This is a genomic window from Streptomyces hoynatensis, assembly GCF_003626535.1.
GTDB lineage: Bacteria > Actinomycetota > Actinomycetes > Streptomycetales > Streptomycetaceae > Streptomyces > Streptomyces hoynatensis.
In genome coordinates this window covers 1-15,864 of record NZ_RBAL01000023.1, presented here as the reverse complement: position 1 = coordinate 15,864, position 15,864 = coordinate 1, and the positions used below count along the sequence as shown (strand labels likewise).

Annotated in this window: 13 protein-coding genes and 1 tRNA gene; 4 read left to right on the top strand and 10 right to left on the bottom strand. The window is 73.4% G+C overall.

Going from position 1 to position 15,864, the window contains the following annotated elements; translation table 11 throughout:
* Together D7294_RS27100 and D7294_RS27095 are read left to right on the top strand one after the other, a co-directional pair.
* Positions 1 to 735 carry an ABC transporter ATP-binding protein gene (locus D7294_RS27100; protein ID WP_120684382.1) on the top strand — a complete coding sequence of 245 codons (735 nt, stop codon included), beginning with the start codon at positions 1 to 3 and terminating at the stop codon, positions 733 to 735.
* Positions 732 to 1,796 (top strand): ABC transporter permease, encoded by a 1,065-nt coding sequence (locus D7294_RS27095; RefSeq protein ID WP_120684380.1) that lies wholly within the window; start codon positions 732 to 734, stop codon positions 1,794 to 1,796. The genes D7294_RS27100 and D7294_RS27095 overlap by 4 nt, the downstream gene beginning before the upstream one ends.
* 143 nt (positions 1,797 to 1,939) lie before the next feature.
* Here D7294_RS27095 and D7294_RS27090 read toward each other — a convergent pair whose 3' ends face one another.
* The 8 genes from D7294_RS27090 to D7294_RS27055 all read right to left on the bottom strand — a co-directional run bounded on the left by D7294_RS27090 (position 1,940) and on the right by D7294_RS27055 (position 11,853).
* Complete coding sequence (locus tag D7294_RS27090) at positions 1,940 to 2,323, bottom strand: globin (protein ID WP_120684378.1); 384 nt, start codon at positions 2,321 to 2,323, stop codon at positions 1,940 to 1,942.
* Between the two features lie 118 nt (positions 2,324 to 2,441).
* Positions 2,442 to 3,617 (bottom strand): N-methyl-L-tryptophan oxidase, encoded by a 1,176-nt coding sequence (gene solA / locus D7294_RS27085; protein WP_120684376.1) that lies wholly within the window; start codon positions 3,615 to 3,617, stop codon positions 2,442 to 2,444.
* A gap of 125 nt (positions 3,618 to 3,742) precedes the next feature.
* Complete coding sequence (locus tag D7294_RS27080; RefSeq protein ID WP_120684374.1) at positions 3,743 to 4,408, bottom strand: DUF8010 domain-containing protein; 666 nt, start codon at positions 4,406 to 4,408, stop codon at positions 3,743 to 3,745.
* Positions 4,405 to 4,836: an acyl-CoA thioesterase gene (locus tag D7294_RS27075; RefSeq protein ID WP_120684372.1), complete on the bottom strand. Its 432-nt coding sequence runs from the start codon at positions 4,834 to 4,836 to the stop codon at positions 4,405 to 4,407. The genes D7294_RS27080 and D7294_RS27075 overlap by 4 nt, the downstream gene beginning before the upstream one ends.
* Positions 4,837 to 4,839: 3 nt before the next feature.
* Positions 4,840 to 6,504 carry an energy-dependent translational throttle protein EttA gene (gene ettA / locus D7294_RS27070; protein ID WP_120684370.1) on the bottom strand — a complete coding sequence of 555 codons (1,665 nt, stop codon included), beginning with the start codon at positions 6,502 to 6,504 and terminating at the stop codon, positions 4,840 to 4,842.
* 247 nt (positions 6,505 to 6,751) lie between these two features.
* Entirely contained in the window at positions 6,752 to 8,164 is a 1,413-nt protein-coding gene (locus tag D7294_RS27065; protein ID WP_120684368.1) for a thioester domain-containing protein, read from the bottom strand.
* A 285-nt stretch (positions 8,165 to 8,449) separates the two neighbouring features.
* Positions 8,450 to 10,216, bottom strand: coding sequence for a GTPase (locus D7294_RS27060; RefSeq protein WP_120684366.1), 1,767 nt, complete (start codon positions 10,214 to 10,216; stop codon positions 8,450 to 8,452).
* On the bottom strand, positions 10,213 to 11,853 hold the full coding sequence (locus tag D7294_RS27055) for a dynamin family protein (RefSeq protein ID WP_120684480.1): 1,641 nt from the start codon (positions 11,851 to 11,853) through the stop codon (positions 10,213 to 10,215). Before D7294_RS27055 ends, D7294_RS27060 begins: the two co-directional genes overlap by 4 nt.
* Positions 11,854 to 12,148: 295 nt before the next feature.
* Between D7294_RS27055 and D7294_RS27050 the strand changes: the two genes are divergently transcribed.
* Positions 12,149 to 12,224, top strand: a tRNA-Arg gene (locus tag D7294_RS27050).
* A 732-nt stretch (positions 12,225 to 12,956) separates the two neighbouring features.
* Here D7294_RS27050 and D7294_RS34050 read toward each other — a convergent pair.
* Together D7294_RS34050 and D7294_RS27035 are read right to left on the bottom strand one after the other, a co-directional pair.
* Positions 12,957 to 13,109, bottom strand: a complete 153-nt coding sequence (locus D7294_RS34050) for a lasso RiPP family leader peptide-containing protein (protein WP_147450918.1) — start codon at positions 13,107 to 13,109, stop codon at positions 12,957 to 12,959.
* 198 nt (positions 13,110 to 13,307) lie between these two features.
* Entirely contained in the window at positions 13,308 to 14,630 is a 1,323-nt protein-coding gene (locus tag D7294_RS27035) for a DHA2 family efflux MFS transporter permease subunit (RefSeq protein WP_241562655.1), read from the bottom strand.
* 23 nt (positions 14,631 to 14,653) lie between these two features.
* Here D7294_RS27035 and D7294_RS27030 point away from each other — a divergent pair, with 23 nt between their 5' ends.
* Positions 14,654 to 15,385, top strand: a complete 732-nt coding sequence (locus tag D7294_RS27030) for a TetR/AcrR family transcriptional regulator (RefSeq protein WP_120684362.1) — start codon at positions 14,654 to 14,656, stop codon at positions 15,383 to 15,385.
* The last annotated feature ends 479 nt before the right edge of the window (positions 15,386 to 15,864 follow it).

Below are 15,864 nucleotides of genomic sequence, written 5' to 3'. Positions count from 1 at the left end.
GTGACAGACGACACAGCCGCTATCGCGGTCGAGGGACTGCGCAAGCGGTACGGGGATGTGCAGGCCGTGGACGGGGTGACGTTCGAGGTCCGCCGTGGCGAGTTCTACGGCATCCTCGGACCGAACGGCGCGGGCAAGACGACCACCATGGAGATGATCGAGGGCCTGCGCGAGCCGGACGAGGGCAGCGCCAGGCTGCTCGGGCAGCCCTCCTGGCCGCGCGACCCGGCGCTGCTGCGCCGCATAGGCGTGCAGCTCCAGGCCTCGGCGTTCTTCGACAAGCTCACCGCGCGCGAGCAGATACACACCTTCGCCGCGCTGTACGGCGTCGGCACCGAGCGGGCGGACGCGATGCTGGAGAGCGTCGGCCTGGCCGAGAAGCGCGATGTTCGCGACAACAAACTGTCCGGCGGCCAGGCCCAGCGCCTCTCCATCGCCTGCGCCCTGGTCCACGACCCGGAACTGCTCTTCCTCGACGAGCCGACGACCGGCCTCGACCCACAGGCCAGGCGCAACCTGTGGGACCTGCTGCGGCAGATCAACTCCGCGGGCCGCACGGTCGTGCTCACCACCCACTACCTGGACGAGGCGGAGACCCTCTGCGACCGGGTGGCCATCATGGACGCCGGGCGCATCCTGCGGGTCGGCCGGCCCGCGGACCTCGTGGCGGAACTCGGCGTGCACAACCTGGAGGACGTCTTCCTCCAGCTGACCGGACGGGAGTACCGCGAGTGACCGCCTTCCGCTCTCTCTCCCGGGCGATGACGCTCGGCCTGCTGCGGGACCGCACGGCGGTCTTCTTCACGCTGCTCTTCCCCCTGTTGTTCCTCGCCCTCTTCGGAGCCCTGTTCCAGAGCGACTCGCTGACCAAGTCCACCTGGGTCCAGGTCGGCGACGTCGCGGTGCTCGACGACATGCCGGACGAGGAGCTGGCGGCGCTGTCCGACGTGCTCACGCTGGTGAAGTCCGCCGACCGCGAGGCAGCCCTGGAGGACGTGCGGCAGGGCGACGCGGACGCGGCGGTCTGGGAGGAGGACGGCCGCATCGAGATGCGGTACTCGGCCGCAGACGCGACGACCGCGGGCACCGTGCAGGGCCTGATGCAGTCCATCGTGCAGAGCGCCAACGTCGCCGCCACGGGGCAGCCACCCGCCTTCGAACTGGCCACCGACCAGGTCGAGGACAAGTCCGTCAAGCCGATCCAGTACCTGACCCCCGGCCTGCTCGGCTGGGCGATCGCCCAGGGCGCGGCGTACATGTCGGCCTTCACGCTCGTCAACTGGCGCAAGAAGCGCATCCTCAGGCGGCTGTGGCTGGCGCCCGTCAGCCCCGGCACGGTGATCGGGGCGCGGGTCGGGGTGAGCCTGGCGATCGCCTTCCTCCAGGTCGCCATCTTCGTGGGCGTGGCCTGCATCCCCTTCTACGGCCTGCACCTGACCGGCTACTGGTGGCTCGCGCTGCCGCTGGTGGCCACCGGGACGCTGGCCTTCATGTCGATCGGCCTGCTGATAGGCGCCTGGGCGAAGACGGAGGAGGCCGCCAACGGCGCGCTCCAGCTGGTCATCCTGCCGATGGCCTTCGTCTCCGGCTCCTTCTTCCCGAACGACGCGATGCCCTCCTGGCTGCGGACCCTCTCCAACATCCTGCCGCTCAAGCACCTGACGCAGGCCCTGCAGGACGTGCTGAGCCGCGGGCAGGGCTGGGGCGCCGCGCTGCCGACGCTCGGCGGGCTGCTGCTGTTCGCCGCCGTGCTGACCGCGCTCGCCTCCCGCCTCTTCCGCTGGGACGACGCGTAACGCCCGCAGGGCGCACGCCCACCGCGCCGGCCCCGGGGAACTCCCCCCGGGGCCGCGGCTTGTCCGGAGGCGCGCGGCCCTCGCCGGCGTGAAAGCCGGGGCGCGCGGCCCTCGCCGCCGCCCCGGGGGGGTGAGCCGGCCGGTCAGCCGGGGGTGTTGACCATCGAGGCGGCCGCGTAGACCAGGTAGTCCCACAGCTGCCGCTCGTGCTCGGGGTCGAGCCCCAGCGCGTCCACCGCGTGCCGCATGTGCCGCAGCCAGGCGTCGTGCGCGGCCCGGTCCACGCGGAAGGGCGCGTGCCGCATCCGCAGCCGCGGGTGCCCGCGGGTGTCGCCGTAGGTGCGCGGCCCGCCCCAGTACTGCATCAGGAAGAGCCGCAGCCGCTCCTCGGCCGGGCCCAGGTCCTCCTCCGGGTACAGCGGCCGCAGCACCGGGTCCTGGGCAACGCCCTCGTAGAAGACGCGGACGAGCTTGGTGAAGGTCTCCTCGCCGCCGACCTGCGCGTAGAACGACTGCTCCTCGGTCACTCCCCCATGGTCGCAGACGCCCCGGAAAGCGCCGCAGGCTCCCCGGGGCGCGGCCGGCACCGGGGAGCCGCGCCCGGGCCCGCACCCGGGGACCGGCCCGGGGCGCGGGCCCGGGCGGCTACGCGGCGCCGGTCAGCCGCTCCGGCCGGAACATGCCGATGGGGTGGGCGGTTTCGCCGGTCAGCGCGAGATCGGCCAGGATCTCGCCCACCACGGGGGCGAACTTGAAGCCGTGCCCGGAGAAGCCGCAGGCCACCGTCACCGCGGGGTGCCGCGGGTGCGGGGCGATCACGAAGTGCTCGTCGGGCGTCGTGGTGTACATGCAGGTCGCCGCGCGCACCAGCCGCCCCGGCAGGCCGGGCAGCCTGGCCCCGAGGTACGTGGCGAACTCCTCGATCTCCTCCGGGTACACGGTGCGGTCGATGGTGTCGGGGGTGCACTCGGCCCCGCTGCGGAAGAACGCGCCCTTCACGCCGCCCTCGGGGCCGTCGATCGCGGGAAAGCCGTAGATCTGCGAGCCCGTGGGGTCCTCCCAGATGTAGATCGGGTGCCGCTCGGGCAGGTAGGGGCCGACCCCGCCGGCCGGCTGGAACCAGAACATCAGCTGCCGCTCCACGCGCAGCGGCAGCCCCAGGTCGGCCAGCAGCTCGGGGGCCCAGGCGCCCGGGCATATCACCAGGTGGTCCGCGGCGTAGCTGCCCTCCGCGGTCCGCACCTCGACCCCGCCGCCCGGCAGCGCCCGCCAGCCCGCGGCGGGTTCCCCGAACCGCAGCTCCGCGCCGGCCGCCGCGGCCAGCTGCAGCTGCGCCCGCACGGTCTCCTCGGGGCGCACCAGCCCGGCGCGCTCCTCGTACAGCCCCACCACGTCCTTCCCGGGCGCGAAGGCCGGGAAGCGGCGGCGGATCTCGGCGGCGTCCAGCAGCTCGTGCGGCAGGTCCCACACGGCGGCCGAGTGGCGGCTGCCGGCCACGGCCGCGCTGTCCTCGCGGCCCAGCATCAGCCCGCCGCAGCGCAGCATGATCTCCCGGCCCGTCTCCCGCTCCAGCCGCTCGAACAGCTCGTAGGAACGCAGCAGCAGCGGCACGTACCCGGCGCCCTCGAAGTAGGACTGGCGCACGATGCGCGAGCCGCCGTGGCTGGAGCCGTGGGCGTGCGCGGGGGTGAACCGCTCCAGGCCAAGGACCCGGCTCCCCCGGGCCGCGAGCCGGTCGGCCGCGGCACTGCCCATCGCCCCCAGGCCCAGGACGATGACGTCGTACGCCCGGGCGGCACCCGGGGAAGCGGCTGAGGTCATGGGGATTCCCTGCCTTTCTCTCTCGTGCCGGTTTCCTCACCGGCCCCCGAAGGCCACGGCGGCCGCGGGGGCCCTGACGGCCGCCGGGACCGCGACGGGCCGCGCGGCCCCGACGGCCGCGGGGGTCAGCGCGGGGTGACGCTCAGGCCGGGCAGCCCGGCGCGGCGCACCGCCGTCGAGCCCAGCGGCGTGCGAAGACGCAGCCAGGAGCCGCAGGCCAGCACCGCGAGGGGCCCTGCGGCGCGCAGGAGGCCGAGGGCGTGGGCGGCGTGCACGGCGCGCAGCGGCAGCGGCGTGCCCGGCAGCGTCCGCGACCAGATCTCCTCGGCGAGGGCGTCGAGGGCGGCCCTGGTGCGCTCGCCCGCCGCCAGGGCCTCGGTGCGCGCGCGGAACTCGGCCACCACCGCGCCCGCCGCCTCCCGCACCCGCTCCGCGGCCGGCTCGCCCAGGGCCCGCCAGCCGCCGCGCGGGGGCAGCAGCCCGGCCCAGGCCGGCCCCGTCACCTGGCCCGGCACGGTGAACTCGCCCCGCTCCACGTCGATGGCCTCGGCCAGCTCGCCCGCCGAGACCGTCACGTCCAGCCGGGCCGGGGCGCGCAGCAGGCAGGGCCGCACGGCGATGACCTCGAAGCGCGCGGGCCTGGTGAAGACCGCCACCACCTCGCCGTCGGCCTGGAGCCTGGCCGCCGCCGCCCGGTCCCAGCGCAGCTGCCTGGCCAGGAAGGCGGCGAGGTCCCCGGCGTCCTGGGCCGCGGCCAGGCTCAGGGTGCGGGGCGAAGCGTCGGCGGTCATGCGGCGGACGCGCTCCCCGCCTCGTCGTCGCAGTACCGCGTCAGGAAGGTCCGCTCCTCCTCCGTCAGCCGCCGCGGGCGGGCCTTCTCCAGGTCGTAGGGCACGATCACCGTGGAGGCGCGGGCGAAGAGGGTCTCCTCGTCCCGCACCTCGTAGGCCACGGTGGCCGAGGCACCGCCCAGCTTGGCCACCCAGATCTCGATGGCGACCGGCCGGTGCCGGTGCACCAGCGGACGCAGGTAGTCGATCTCGTGCCTGGCCACGACCGAGCCCCCGGTGAACGCGCCGGGCGAGGCCGCCTCGCGCGCCAGCCGGAACATGAAGTCGATCCGCGCCTCCTCCAGATACCTGAGGAAGACGACGTTGTTGACGTGCCCGAAGGCATCCATGTCCGACCAGCGCAGCGGGCACTGGAACACGTGTCGCACGGGTCAGCCCCGGGTCAGTTTCTTGTGGGTGGTGCGGTGCGGGCGGGCCGCCTCGGGGCCGAGCCGCTCGATCTTGTTCTTCTCGTAGGACTCGAAGTTGCCCTCGAACCAGAACCACTTCGAGTTGCCCTCGTAGGCCAGGATGTGGGTGGCGATCCGGTCCAGGAACCACCGGTCGTGGGAGACGACCACGGCGCAGCCGGGGAACTCCAGCAGCGCGTTCTCCAGGGAGGAGAGCGTCTCCACGTCCAGGTCGTTGGTCGGCTCGTCCAGGAGCAGCAGGTTGCCGCCCTGCTTGAGGGTCAGGGCCAGGTTCAGCCGGTTGCGCTCGCCGCCGGAGAGCACGCCCGCCATCTTCTGCTGGTCGGGGCCCTTGAAGCCGAAGGCGCTGACGTAGGCCCGCGAGGGCATCTCGACCTGGCCGACGCTGATGTGGTCCAGGCCGTCCGAGACCACCTCCCACAGCGACTTCTTCGGGTCGATGGTGGCGCGGGTCTGGTCGGCGTAGGAGATCTTCACCGTCTCGCCCACCCGGACCGAGCCGGAGTCGGCCGGCTCCAGGCCGAGGATCATCTTGAACAGCGTGGTCTTGCCCGCGCCGTTGGGGCCGATGACGCCGACGATCCCGTTGCGCGGCAGCGTGAAGGACAGGCCGTCCACCAGCACCTTGTCGCCGAACGCCTTGCCCAGCTTGTCGACCTCGACGACGATGTTGCCCAGCCTGGGGCCGGGCGGGATCTGGATCTCCTCGAAGTCCAGCTTCCTCGTCTTCTCGGCCTCGGCGGCCATCTCCTCGTAACGGGCCAGGCGGGCACGGGACTTGGCCTGGCGGCCCTTGGCGTTGGAACGGACCCACTCCAGCTCGTCCTTCAGCCGCTTGGCGCGCTTGGCGTCCTTTTGGCCCTCCACCTTCAGGCGGGCCTGCTTGGTCTCCAGGTACTTGGAGTAGTTGCCCTCGTAGGCGTAGGCCCGGCCGCGGTCGAGCTCCAGAATCCACTCGGCGACGTTGTCCAGGAAGTACCGGTCGTGGGTGATGGCGACGACGGTGCCCTGGTACTGCGACAGGTGCTGCTCCAGCCACTGGACGGACTCGGCGTCCAGGTGGTTGGTCGGCTCGTCGAGCAGCAGCAGGTCGGGCGCTTCGAGCAGCAGCTTGCACAGGGCGACGCGGCGCTTCTCGCCGCCGGAGAGGTTGGTGACCGGCCAGTCGCCCGGCGGGCAGCCGAGGGCGTCCATGGCCTGCTCCAGCTGGGCGTCCAGGTCCCAGGCGCCCGCGTGGTCGAGCTGCTCCTGGAGCTTGCCCATCTCGTCCATCAGCTCGTCGGTGTACTCGGTCGCCATCTGCTCGGCGATCTCGTTGAACCGGTCGAGCTTGCCCTTGATCTCGGCCACGCCCTCCTGGACGTTCTCCAGGACGGTCTTCGACTCGTCGAGCGGCGGCTCCTGGAGCAGGATGCCCACGCTGTATCCGGGGGTGAGGAAGGCGTCGCCGTTGGAGGGCTGCTCAAGCCCGGCCATGATCTTCAGCACCGTGGACTTGCCCGCGCCGTTGGGGCCCACGACACCGATCTTGGCTCCCGGCAGGAAGCTCAGGGTGACGTCGTCGAGGATCACCTTGTCGCCGTGAGCCTTGCGCGCCTTGCGCATGGTGTAGATGTACTCAGCCAAGAGAAACCGTCCGGCAGCTCAGTCAGGGTCATGGGGCAGCGGTTCCCATCCTGCCGCATGTCCCTGCCAGGGCGGAAACCGGTAACGGCCCGGGCAGCGCGAAGGGGCGGGCCCCTCGGGCCCGCCCCTTCGCGGTGGGTGACGGGCGGGTGTCCCCGCCCGTCACCCGGATCGCCGGCCGGTGACCGGCGCGGAGCCGCGGCCCCGCGCCGGATCAGCGCGCCGGATCAACCGTGTCGCGGCCTGCTCACTCGCCCGCGCCGGCGTTCGCGCCCCGGCGGCGGATGAAGAAGACGCCCGCGCCGCCGACGACCAGCAGCGCCACGGCGATGCCGGTGATCATGACCGGGTTGCTGCCGCTACCGGTCTCGGCCAGGTCGGTGTCGTCGCCCGAGCCACCGGTGCTGTCGGTGGAGGGCTGGTTCTCGGCCGGGGTGGGCGTGCCCGTGTCGGCGCCGCAGTCCAGCACGCCGGTGAACTCGAACGGCTGGGCGCCCTCGACGGCGTTGGCCACCGTGATGTCGTACTCCTGGCCCTGCTCGACCGGGACCACGATCGACTCGGAGCCGCCCGGGGCGACCTCCTTGCTCTCGCCGTTCAGCTCGAAGGTGTAGGGCACGTCACCGTTGTTGGTGGCGGTGACCTTCACGCCGCCCTCGTCGCAGACCTCCTCGGCGTCCACCGCGACGGACGGGTGGCCCGCGCTCGCCCAGGTGGCGGTGGCGGTGGAGCTCACCGACACGTCGGAGGAACCGGCCAGGATCATCGTCTGGGTCTGCTGGTCGACGCCGGTGAAGGCGCGGCCGACCGGGACGGAGGAGGTGGCGGTGGCGGTCAGCGAGGCGCCGCCGTCGGCCGCGTCGGCCGGGACGCTGAAGTACACCTCGTCACCGTTGGCGACGGGGGTGTCCTCGCCGATGGCGTTGCCGTCCGCGTCGACCAGGGTCACGCCCTGCTCGGCGGCGGCCGCGTCGGGCACCACGGTGACCGACTCGGCGGTGGTGTTCACCGTGACCGGGCCGACGGTCTGCCCGGGCTGGCCGGAGACCGCGTTCGGGGACAGCGTCAGGGAGGGGCTGGGCTCCTCGATGTCCTGGGCGTTGTCGAGCAGCCACTCGGTGAGCTTGGCGCCGTCCTCGTCGGCCGGCTCGGCCTCGATGCCGTCGGACAGGTGCCAGATGGCGGCCTGGGTGGCGGCGGCGGCCGTGTTCTCGGTCAGGTGGCCGGCCCCGGACTCCTCGGCCAGCTGGTCCAGGTCGGAGACCACGGGGAAGGAGTTCTGCAGGATCCACTGGATCTTGCCGGCGTCCGGGTTGCCGGCCAGCGTCGAGGAGTCCCAGCCGGTCTCCTTGTAGTGCGCGTTGCCGGCCGTGCTGGTGTTGAAGTCGATGCAGTAGGTCTGGATCGTCCCGCCGTCCTCCACGTTCATCGTGAACAGGCCGCCGGGGATCGAGTCGTGGTGGCCGCCGGCGACGTACTCGACCTCGGCGGCGATGTCCAGGCCCCCGAGGGTCGCCAGGGCGCCCCCGTCGTGGGGGGCCTGCGGGTTCTCGTCCGCCGCGGCCGAGCCGGCGGCGGCTATCGCGCCGGCCGTGAACAGGCCGGTCGCCAGGGCGGAGGCCGCAAAGCGGGCAGCGGCCCGCCTGCGCGCAAGAGTCATGGTGTGTGTCCCCTCCACGAGATCACAAGGCGCAGCCGCATCGGAGAGCGGCGCGCTCATCAATTTCCCCGTGTGTATGGGCGATCGTAGAGAGGCGGTTCGGTGAAGTCCCCACCGGTACCCCGACTTACACATTCCGAAGTCGAATCGTTACCTCGCGCGGTGCGACAGGTCGGCGGAACGGCACGCAACGCGGGCCACAGCGGGCGACCGGGGGCAACAGCGAGATCCCGCACATGACTTCGGCAAGGGACGCCGGGGGCGTTATGGGGCGAGTCGGGCCAATCAGCGGACGGTGGCGGGCAGTTCGGCAGCCCCCTCGGGCGAGGCCGCGATGACGTACCGCTCGCGCACCTCCCGGTACCGGAGCATCTCCGCGGCCACCGGCTCCAGTACGTGGGTGTGCCCGCGGTCGGCCGCCAGCCGCCGCAGCCGCCACTCCTCCTGCTGCCCGCAGGCGTGCGCCGGGCCGCGCGCCGCCATCCGGCAGCCCCAAGCGAGCAGCGGGCCGCCCACCGAGCCGCCGAGCAGCAGCGCCACCGGCAGCCAGCGGTCCACCACCGGCTGTCCCAGCACGGCCATCAGCAGCCAGCACACGCCGAGGAGTTGGGCCGCCAGCAGCACCGCCTGCCCGACCCCGGCCGCCGCCCACCAGCGCGGCCTCGGCAGCCGCTGCCTCGGCTGCTCGGCCAGCGCCGACTCCAGCGCCCGCGGCAGCGCCGCCGCCCCGCTCCAGGCGGCCTCCCGCACCGCCTTCGCCCAGGGCTCGGGCAGCCCCTCGGCGGCGTCCGCGGCCAGCCGCCGCACCGCCTGCTCGACCACCGGCCGCGACACGGGGGGCGGCCCGCCGGTCCGCAGCCTGCGGGTGGCCAGCGCGGGCGGCTCCCCGCGGCGCTGCGCCTGCCGCGCGGCCAGCCGCCGCGCCGCCTGCGCCCAGGGCGTGCCGCAGGCCCGGTCCGCGCGGCGCAGCCAGCCGCGTTCCGCGGCCTGTCCCGCGGCCGGGGCGCCCACCGCGACGGCGAGCCGGTCCTCGAACTCCTCCCTGACCCGGGCGGTGAGGCCCGCGGGCGCCTCGGCGCCGTCCGCGACGTACAGCGGCCCCAGTTTCCTCGCGACCCCGTCCACGTCGGCCGCCAGCCGCCTGGCCGCCGCGGTCCGCGCCGCGACCAGTTCCGCCACGGACTGGCGCAGTTCGGCCACGCCCTCCCCGGTGAGCGCGGAGACGGCGAGCACGCCCGCGCCCGGCTCGCCGTGCTCCCCGAGCGCCACCCCCCGCTCGTCCAGCAGCCGCCGCAGGTCGTCGAGGACCTCGTCCACCGCGTCCGCGGGCAGCCGGTCCAGCTGGTTGAGCACGATCAGGCTGACGTCGGCGTGCCCGGAGAAGGCGCACAGGTAACGCTCGTGCAGCAGCGCGTCGGCGTACTTCTCCGGGTCGACCACCCAGATGACGGCGTCGACCAGGGACAGCAGCCGGTCCACCTGCTCGCGGTGGGCGCCCTCCACCGAGTCGTGGTCGGGCAGGTCGAGCAGGATCAGGCCGCGCAGGCCCGGGTCGCCGGCGTGCGCCCGGCGGCGGCCCCGGCTCGGGACGCCGAGCCGCTCCAGCAGCCCGTCGGGGCTGTCGCTGCCGTCGCGGGTGGTCTCCCAGGTGCAGGCCACGGCGGTCGCGCTGGTCGGGCGGCGCACCCCGGTCTCCGAGAGCTGGGCGCCGGCCAGGGCGTTGAAGAGGGTCGACTTGCCGCTGCCCGTCGCCCCCGCGATCCCGACCACGGTGTAGGTCTGCGGCAGCCTGCCCCTGGCCGCGGCCTCGTCGAGCACGCGCCCCGCCTCGGTGAGCGCCTCCTCGTCCAGCCGGGTCCTGGAGAGGCCGATCAGCTCCCGCAGCGCCTCCAGGCGGGCCCGCAGCGCGTCCCCTCCGGTGCGGCCGTCCTCGGCCCCGGCCGCGGCTCCGGGGGCGGGCGCGCCCCCGGCCTGCGCGGCGGACGTGGACCCGGCGGTCCCGGCCCGCGCGGCGGGGGCGGCGGCGTTCCTCAGGGTGGCGCTTTCCGTCATCGCATTCCTCCTGGGCTGCTGATCAGGCTGTGCTTGGCGTGCACGGCGGACAGGGCGGCGACCAGCTCCACCTGGGAGTGCGGGCTGATCTCCAGGTCGTGCAGGGGCGCGCCCCGGCGCTCGCGCTCGGCGGTGAGCGCCCGCGTGACGCAGCCGGTCAGCTCCCGCCCTCCCTGCTCGCGCAGCCGGGCCGCGGCCCGCGAGCCGAGCGAGCCGGCCAGGGTCTGCTGGGCGACGCTCCCCGCCCTGCCGCCGAGCAGCGCGACCGTCAGCAGGGCGACGGTCTCCGCCTCCTCGGCGGGCCTGGGCCGTCCCTTGTGCGAAGAGCCGCCGAGCCACACGGAGTTGCGCACCTCCTCGGCCAGCTCCTCCAGGCAGCGCCGCAGCCTGCGCACCAGCACGCCGACCCGCTCCCCGACCTCCGCCGGGGAGTCGAGGCCGCCCTCGGGCGCGCCCGGCTCCTCGCGCCAGGCGACGGTGACGCGTTCGTCGGCGGCCGCGACCTGCTCCACGAGCAGCCAGGTCAGCGCCTGCCCGAGGGCGCCGATCAGCTCCTCGGCGCTGGAGTCCTCCGGGAAGGCGAGCCAGTGGGCGCGGGCCTGACCCGCCAGCAGCCCGCCCTCGGCCAGGCAGGCCCGCACCCGGCGCTCCGCCTCGGCGTAGGACTCCTTCAGCCGCTGGTCCAGGCGGACCGCGGTGGCGTACTGGGCGGCGCCCGCCCCGGCCAGCGCGGCCACCCGGGACCGCAGCGAGGCGATGGTGCCGGCGGCGGTGCGGGCGGAGCACTCGGCCCTGGCCACCGGGTCCTGGGCGCGGCGGGCCAGCCAGCGCCGCAGTTCGGCCACGGCGGTGGCGGGCAGCAGGCCGGAGCCGCCGCCGGCCGACTCGGGCAGTTCGGGCACGGTGAAGCGCGGAACGTCGGCGAGCCCCGACTCCTCCAGCAGGGCGTCGTAGTGCCGGGCGACCTCGGCCGCGATCTGGTGCGGCACCCGGTCCAGGACGGTGGCGAGCGTGACCCCGTACTCCCGGGCGCTGCGCAGCAGGTTCCAGCCCATCGCGTCGGCGTAGCGCCCCGCGGTGGTGACGAGCACCCAGATGTCGGCGGCGCAGATGAGGTCGGCGGCCAGGTCCCGGTTGCTCTCCACCAGCGAGTCGACGTCGGGGGCGTCCAGCAGGGCGAGTCCGGCGGGCAGCGAACGGGTGACCTGCAGGGCCATCGTCCGCTGCCCCTCCTGCGGCGGCGCGGGCTGCTGCTCCCCGTCCTGACGGGGCATCCAGACCCGGCCCAGCTGCGGCAGCACCCGCCGCCCCGCGAACCAGTGGTAGTCGTCCGGGTGACAGACCAGCACGGGAATGCGGGTGGTGGGCCGCAGCACTCCCGCCTCGGTGACCCGGCGGCCGACCAGCGAGTTCACGAGGGTCGACTTCCCCGCCCCGGTGGAGCCCCCGACGACGGCCAGCAACGGCGCGTCCGGCTGGCGCAATCTGGGCAGCAGATAGCCGTCCAGCTGGGCGAGCAACTCGCCACGCGACCGGCGGGCACGTTCGGCGCCCGGCAGTTCGAGCGGGAAGCGCGCGGCAGCGAGACGCTCCCGCAGTCCGGTCAGCGCGTCTAGCAGTTCGGGCCGTGCGTCCATGATCGCCACATGCGCAGAATGCCCAATTTCAGGCTATTTCCAAAGCATATTCCACCGAACGCGCCCCATTCCGGGCAGCCGCCACCACCCCGCGGCATAACAACTGCGCAACATGCCACGAACGAGGCATCAAAACCGGTGCGCGCCTCGCACCCGCCTGCGATTATCGGGGCTGCTTCACTGGATCTCCACACGAGGGTGTTGCCGTGAAGCAACCGGGACGAACCCCCCGAAGCCCTATCCTGTGCCCGGCGAGGTCACCGAGGGGCCGCCGTCCCACGCCAGACCATGACCGGCCCCCGTAGCTCAGTGGATAGAGCAGGTGCCTTCTAAGCACTTGGCCGCAGGTTCGAGTCCTGCCGGGGGCGCCACCTTTCCCCCCAGCGTTTCCGCAGGTCAGCGGGTGTGGCGCGGGGTGCTTCCCGGCGGCGGCGCGGGGCGCGGCACCACTGGCTGGCGGCCGGTTATGTCCGGTTGGTACCGGGGGGCTGCGGGTGTCCACGGTGAAATGGCGTTGAAGTTTGGCGAGGGCGCCGCGGCGTCGAGGGCCAGCCCGGTGAGATCCTGGGCCGCCTCGATGCGGCGCTGGAGGTCCTCCCGCTGTCCGGACAGGCAGCGGGCGTAGGTGGACAACAGGACCGGCACGCTGTTGCCGGCCCACTCGGCCACCTGGGCCGGCGGGATGCCGTTGTTCAGCCATCCGGTCAGACAGGGGTGGCGGAGGTCGTAGACCCGTTTGCCCAGGGGTGAGTCGTACTCCGTCTCAGTGAGCGCCGGTCCTCGGCGCCTTCCGCCGGCAGCGGCGCGTCGTCCGCGGTCGGGGCCACGGCTTCCTCGGGGCGTGGTCCGGCGTGGTACAGGGTCACGAAGAACGCATGAAGCCGGTGAACGCATCAAGCCGCTCGCCACCCCGGGACGTTGCCGAGCGCGGGACGTCCGCGCAGACCACGCCCTGAGTGGCAGTGCCGTCCGTGAACAGCTGGGTCTGCGGCCACACGACCGCAGACCCGGCTCCAGGCCCGGTTCGCCTGCCCCAGGCGGACGCGTTCCACCGATTGCGGCAGCCGAGGGCATTACCAGGCAGCGTTCACCGCGACAAAGCGCTAGCCGCAGGCGCCGCACCAATAGGCGCCGTTGCCCTCCGCCAATCCGAGATTGTCGTCTCCCTGTGTCTTATCGGAGAAGCTTCCCGCTTCCGTGAGCATCGGGGGTGCATAGACCTCCCGTTGTGCCTCCACAGCCCGTTCCTCGCTCATCGCCACTACCTCCCGGTGGCACGACACATCCGTCGTACGATGACCTACCCCAACCCCTCTGGGAGAAGGGTTTGTTCACCCGAAGTGGTGACATCCGCCGCGTAAGCCATCGCCTCGCCCGTCCGGGCCGCGGCTCGCGGTTGCCGGTCAATCTTTTCGGCCCCGCGCTCAGAGGCGTGCGCGGACCCCGGCCGTGACCTACGTGCGAACGGCCCGCGCGGGGGCCTCCCCCGCGCGGCGTTCCAGGGCCGTCATCAGGACGGCGGGCAGGGTGGCGATCGCCGTAGCCGCCAGGACCCACCCGAAGGTGGCGCCGAACGCGTCGGCCTGGCCGGACGGACTGCCGCCGGCGTCGTCGAGGCGCTGCTGAAGCACGACGACGAACAGCGCCGCGCCCAGTGAACCGCCCACCCGCTGAAGCATGTTGAGCTGTGGCGTGGCGTCCTCGACCTGCGCCGGGGTCAGGGCCCGGAACGCCGCTGTCATGGCAGGCATGCCGGCCATGCCGATGCCGAAGCCGCGGACCACCATCGCCAGGCTCAGCGCCCCGTAGGAACTGTCGGCGGAAACGAGCATGAAGGGCACGGTGGCCGCCATGCAGACGGAGCCGCCCACGACCGCGGTCAGACTGCCCATCCGCTCGAAGAGCCGCCCCGACAGCCACATCGCGATTGCCGCGCCGACGCCCTGGGGGGCCAGCAGCATGCCGGTGCCGACCGCGTCCTCGTGCCGGACCAGCTGGTAGTACAGCGGCATCAGGATCATGCCGCCGAAGATGGCCGCGCCCATGGCGAAGGTGACGAAGGCTGCCGCGCTGAACACCATGTTCCGGTAGAGCCGCAGGTCGAGCAGGGGGTGCGGCACGCGCAGCGCCCACCAGGCGAAACCGGCGGTGAGGGCCAGCCCGGGTACCAGGGGCAGCAGGGCTCCGGAGGCGAGCAGCGTGCCCTCGTCTCCGGCCCGGGCCAGACCGTAGGTGATGCCGACCACGCCGGTGGAGACCATGAGCAGCCCGGGAACATCGAGCGCACCCGCGTGCACCGTTCGGTCGCGGCCGAGCAGGCGGAGCGCCAGGCAGAGCGCCGCCAGGCCGATCGGCACATTGATCCAGAAGATCCACCGCCACCCGGCGTGGTCCAGGAGCAGTCCGCCGATGGTGGGACCGACGACGGGGGTCAGGAACATCGGCACGCCGATGGCGCTCATCACGCGGGCCACTCCCTGCCGGCCGGCCGCCGTCACCAGGATCGTCTGCCCCACGGGCATCATCAGTCCGCCACCGATGCCCTGCGCGACGCGGAAGACGATCAGCGCTTCGACGTTCGGGGCCAGTCCGCAGAGCACCGAAGCCAGGGTGAACACGCCGAGGGCCGCGGCATAGATCCGCCGGTGGCCGAACCGTCTGGCGAGCCAGGCCGAGACCGGCGTCACCGCGGCCAGGGCCAGCAGATAGCTCGTCACCACCCACTGAAGGGTGCCGAGGGAGACGCCGAAGTCGAGAGACAGCCGCCGGAGGGCCACGTTGACGACGGTGGCATCCAGAAATGCGAGGACCGCGCCCGGAAGGACGACCAGGCCGGGCGCCCAGGTCCGAGGAGCGGCAGCGGGACGCGGAGCGATCCAGGAAACTGCTGATCGACGCTGCACTGGACGAGTTCGCCGCCCACGGCCCGGCGGGCTCCCGGGTGCAGGACATCGCCGAACGGGCAGGCGTCAACAAGCAGTTGATCAACTACTACTTCGGCGGCAAGGACGGCCTGTACCGCGAACTCCTGCGCGTCTGGGCGGAGAGCGAGGCCCTGTTCGCCGACGAGAACGCCTCCCTGGCGGAGATCGCCGTCCAGTACTTCGAACGCGGGCTCGCGGACCCCCGGCCCATCCGCCTCGTCCTCTGGCGCGGACTGTCCGGCGACGAACAGCAGTTCCCGGAGGAGACGGCGGCGGTCAGCGCCGACCTGGACCGGCTGGGACATGCCCGCACGCGAGGAGAGATCGCCGAGGACCTGGACCCGGGATTCCTTCGGCTGGCGCTCATGGGAATGATCATGACTCCGATCGCGCTGCCGCAGCTGGCCCGGCACGCCTACGGCCTCGACCCCCGCTCGCCGGAGTTCCGGGACCGGTACGCCGAGCAGCTCCGCCGCCTCGTCCGGCACCTGGCCGGAGCCCAGGACGCACCAGAGGAACCGGCGGCCCGGCCGGAAAACGATCGTCCGCAGGCCGGGAAACGTTCGTCAACGAGTCGCGGCAGCCGGTCCGGGCAGACAGCCGGGTAGAAGTGGACGGCGCCGGTGAGCGGTGCAGGCTGACGGGGCATCCGGTGACCTCGGCGGGCCCCCGGCGGGCGGCCGGTCCCCTGTGGCCCCGGCACCACATGTGCCGCGTGGCGTGTGCCGTGTCGCGTGGCGCCTCGCGTGTGCGGCGTCATGTGGCGCCGATGCGGGAGCCGGTGCGGCGGTGCGGCGGTGCGGTGGTGCGGTGGTGCGGTGGTGCGGTGGTGCGGTGGTGCGGTGGTGCGGTGGTGCGGTGGTGCGGAAGCGGTGGGCGGCTTACGTGGCCGGTGATTGCCCGGCTGCGGGTGCGTGCGGATGCGGGAGTAGAGGCGGCTGCGGGGGGAGGGGGCGGCTCCCGGATTGCCGTCGCGGTCACCGGCGGGTCTTGCGCGCGGCGCCCGGTGCCGGGGGGCGCGCGGATGAACGTGGCTCGGGGACGGCCGGCCGTCCCCGGTTCAGGTGGCGCGCAGCTGCTGCCGCGT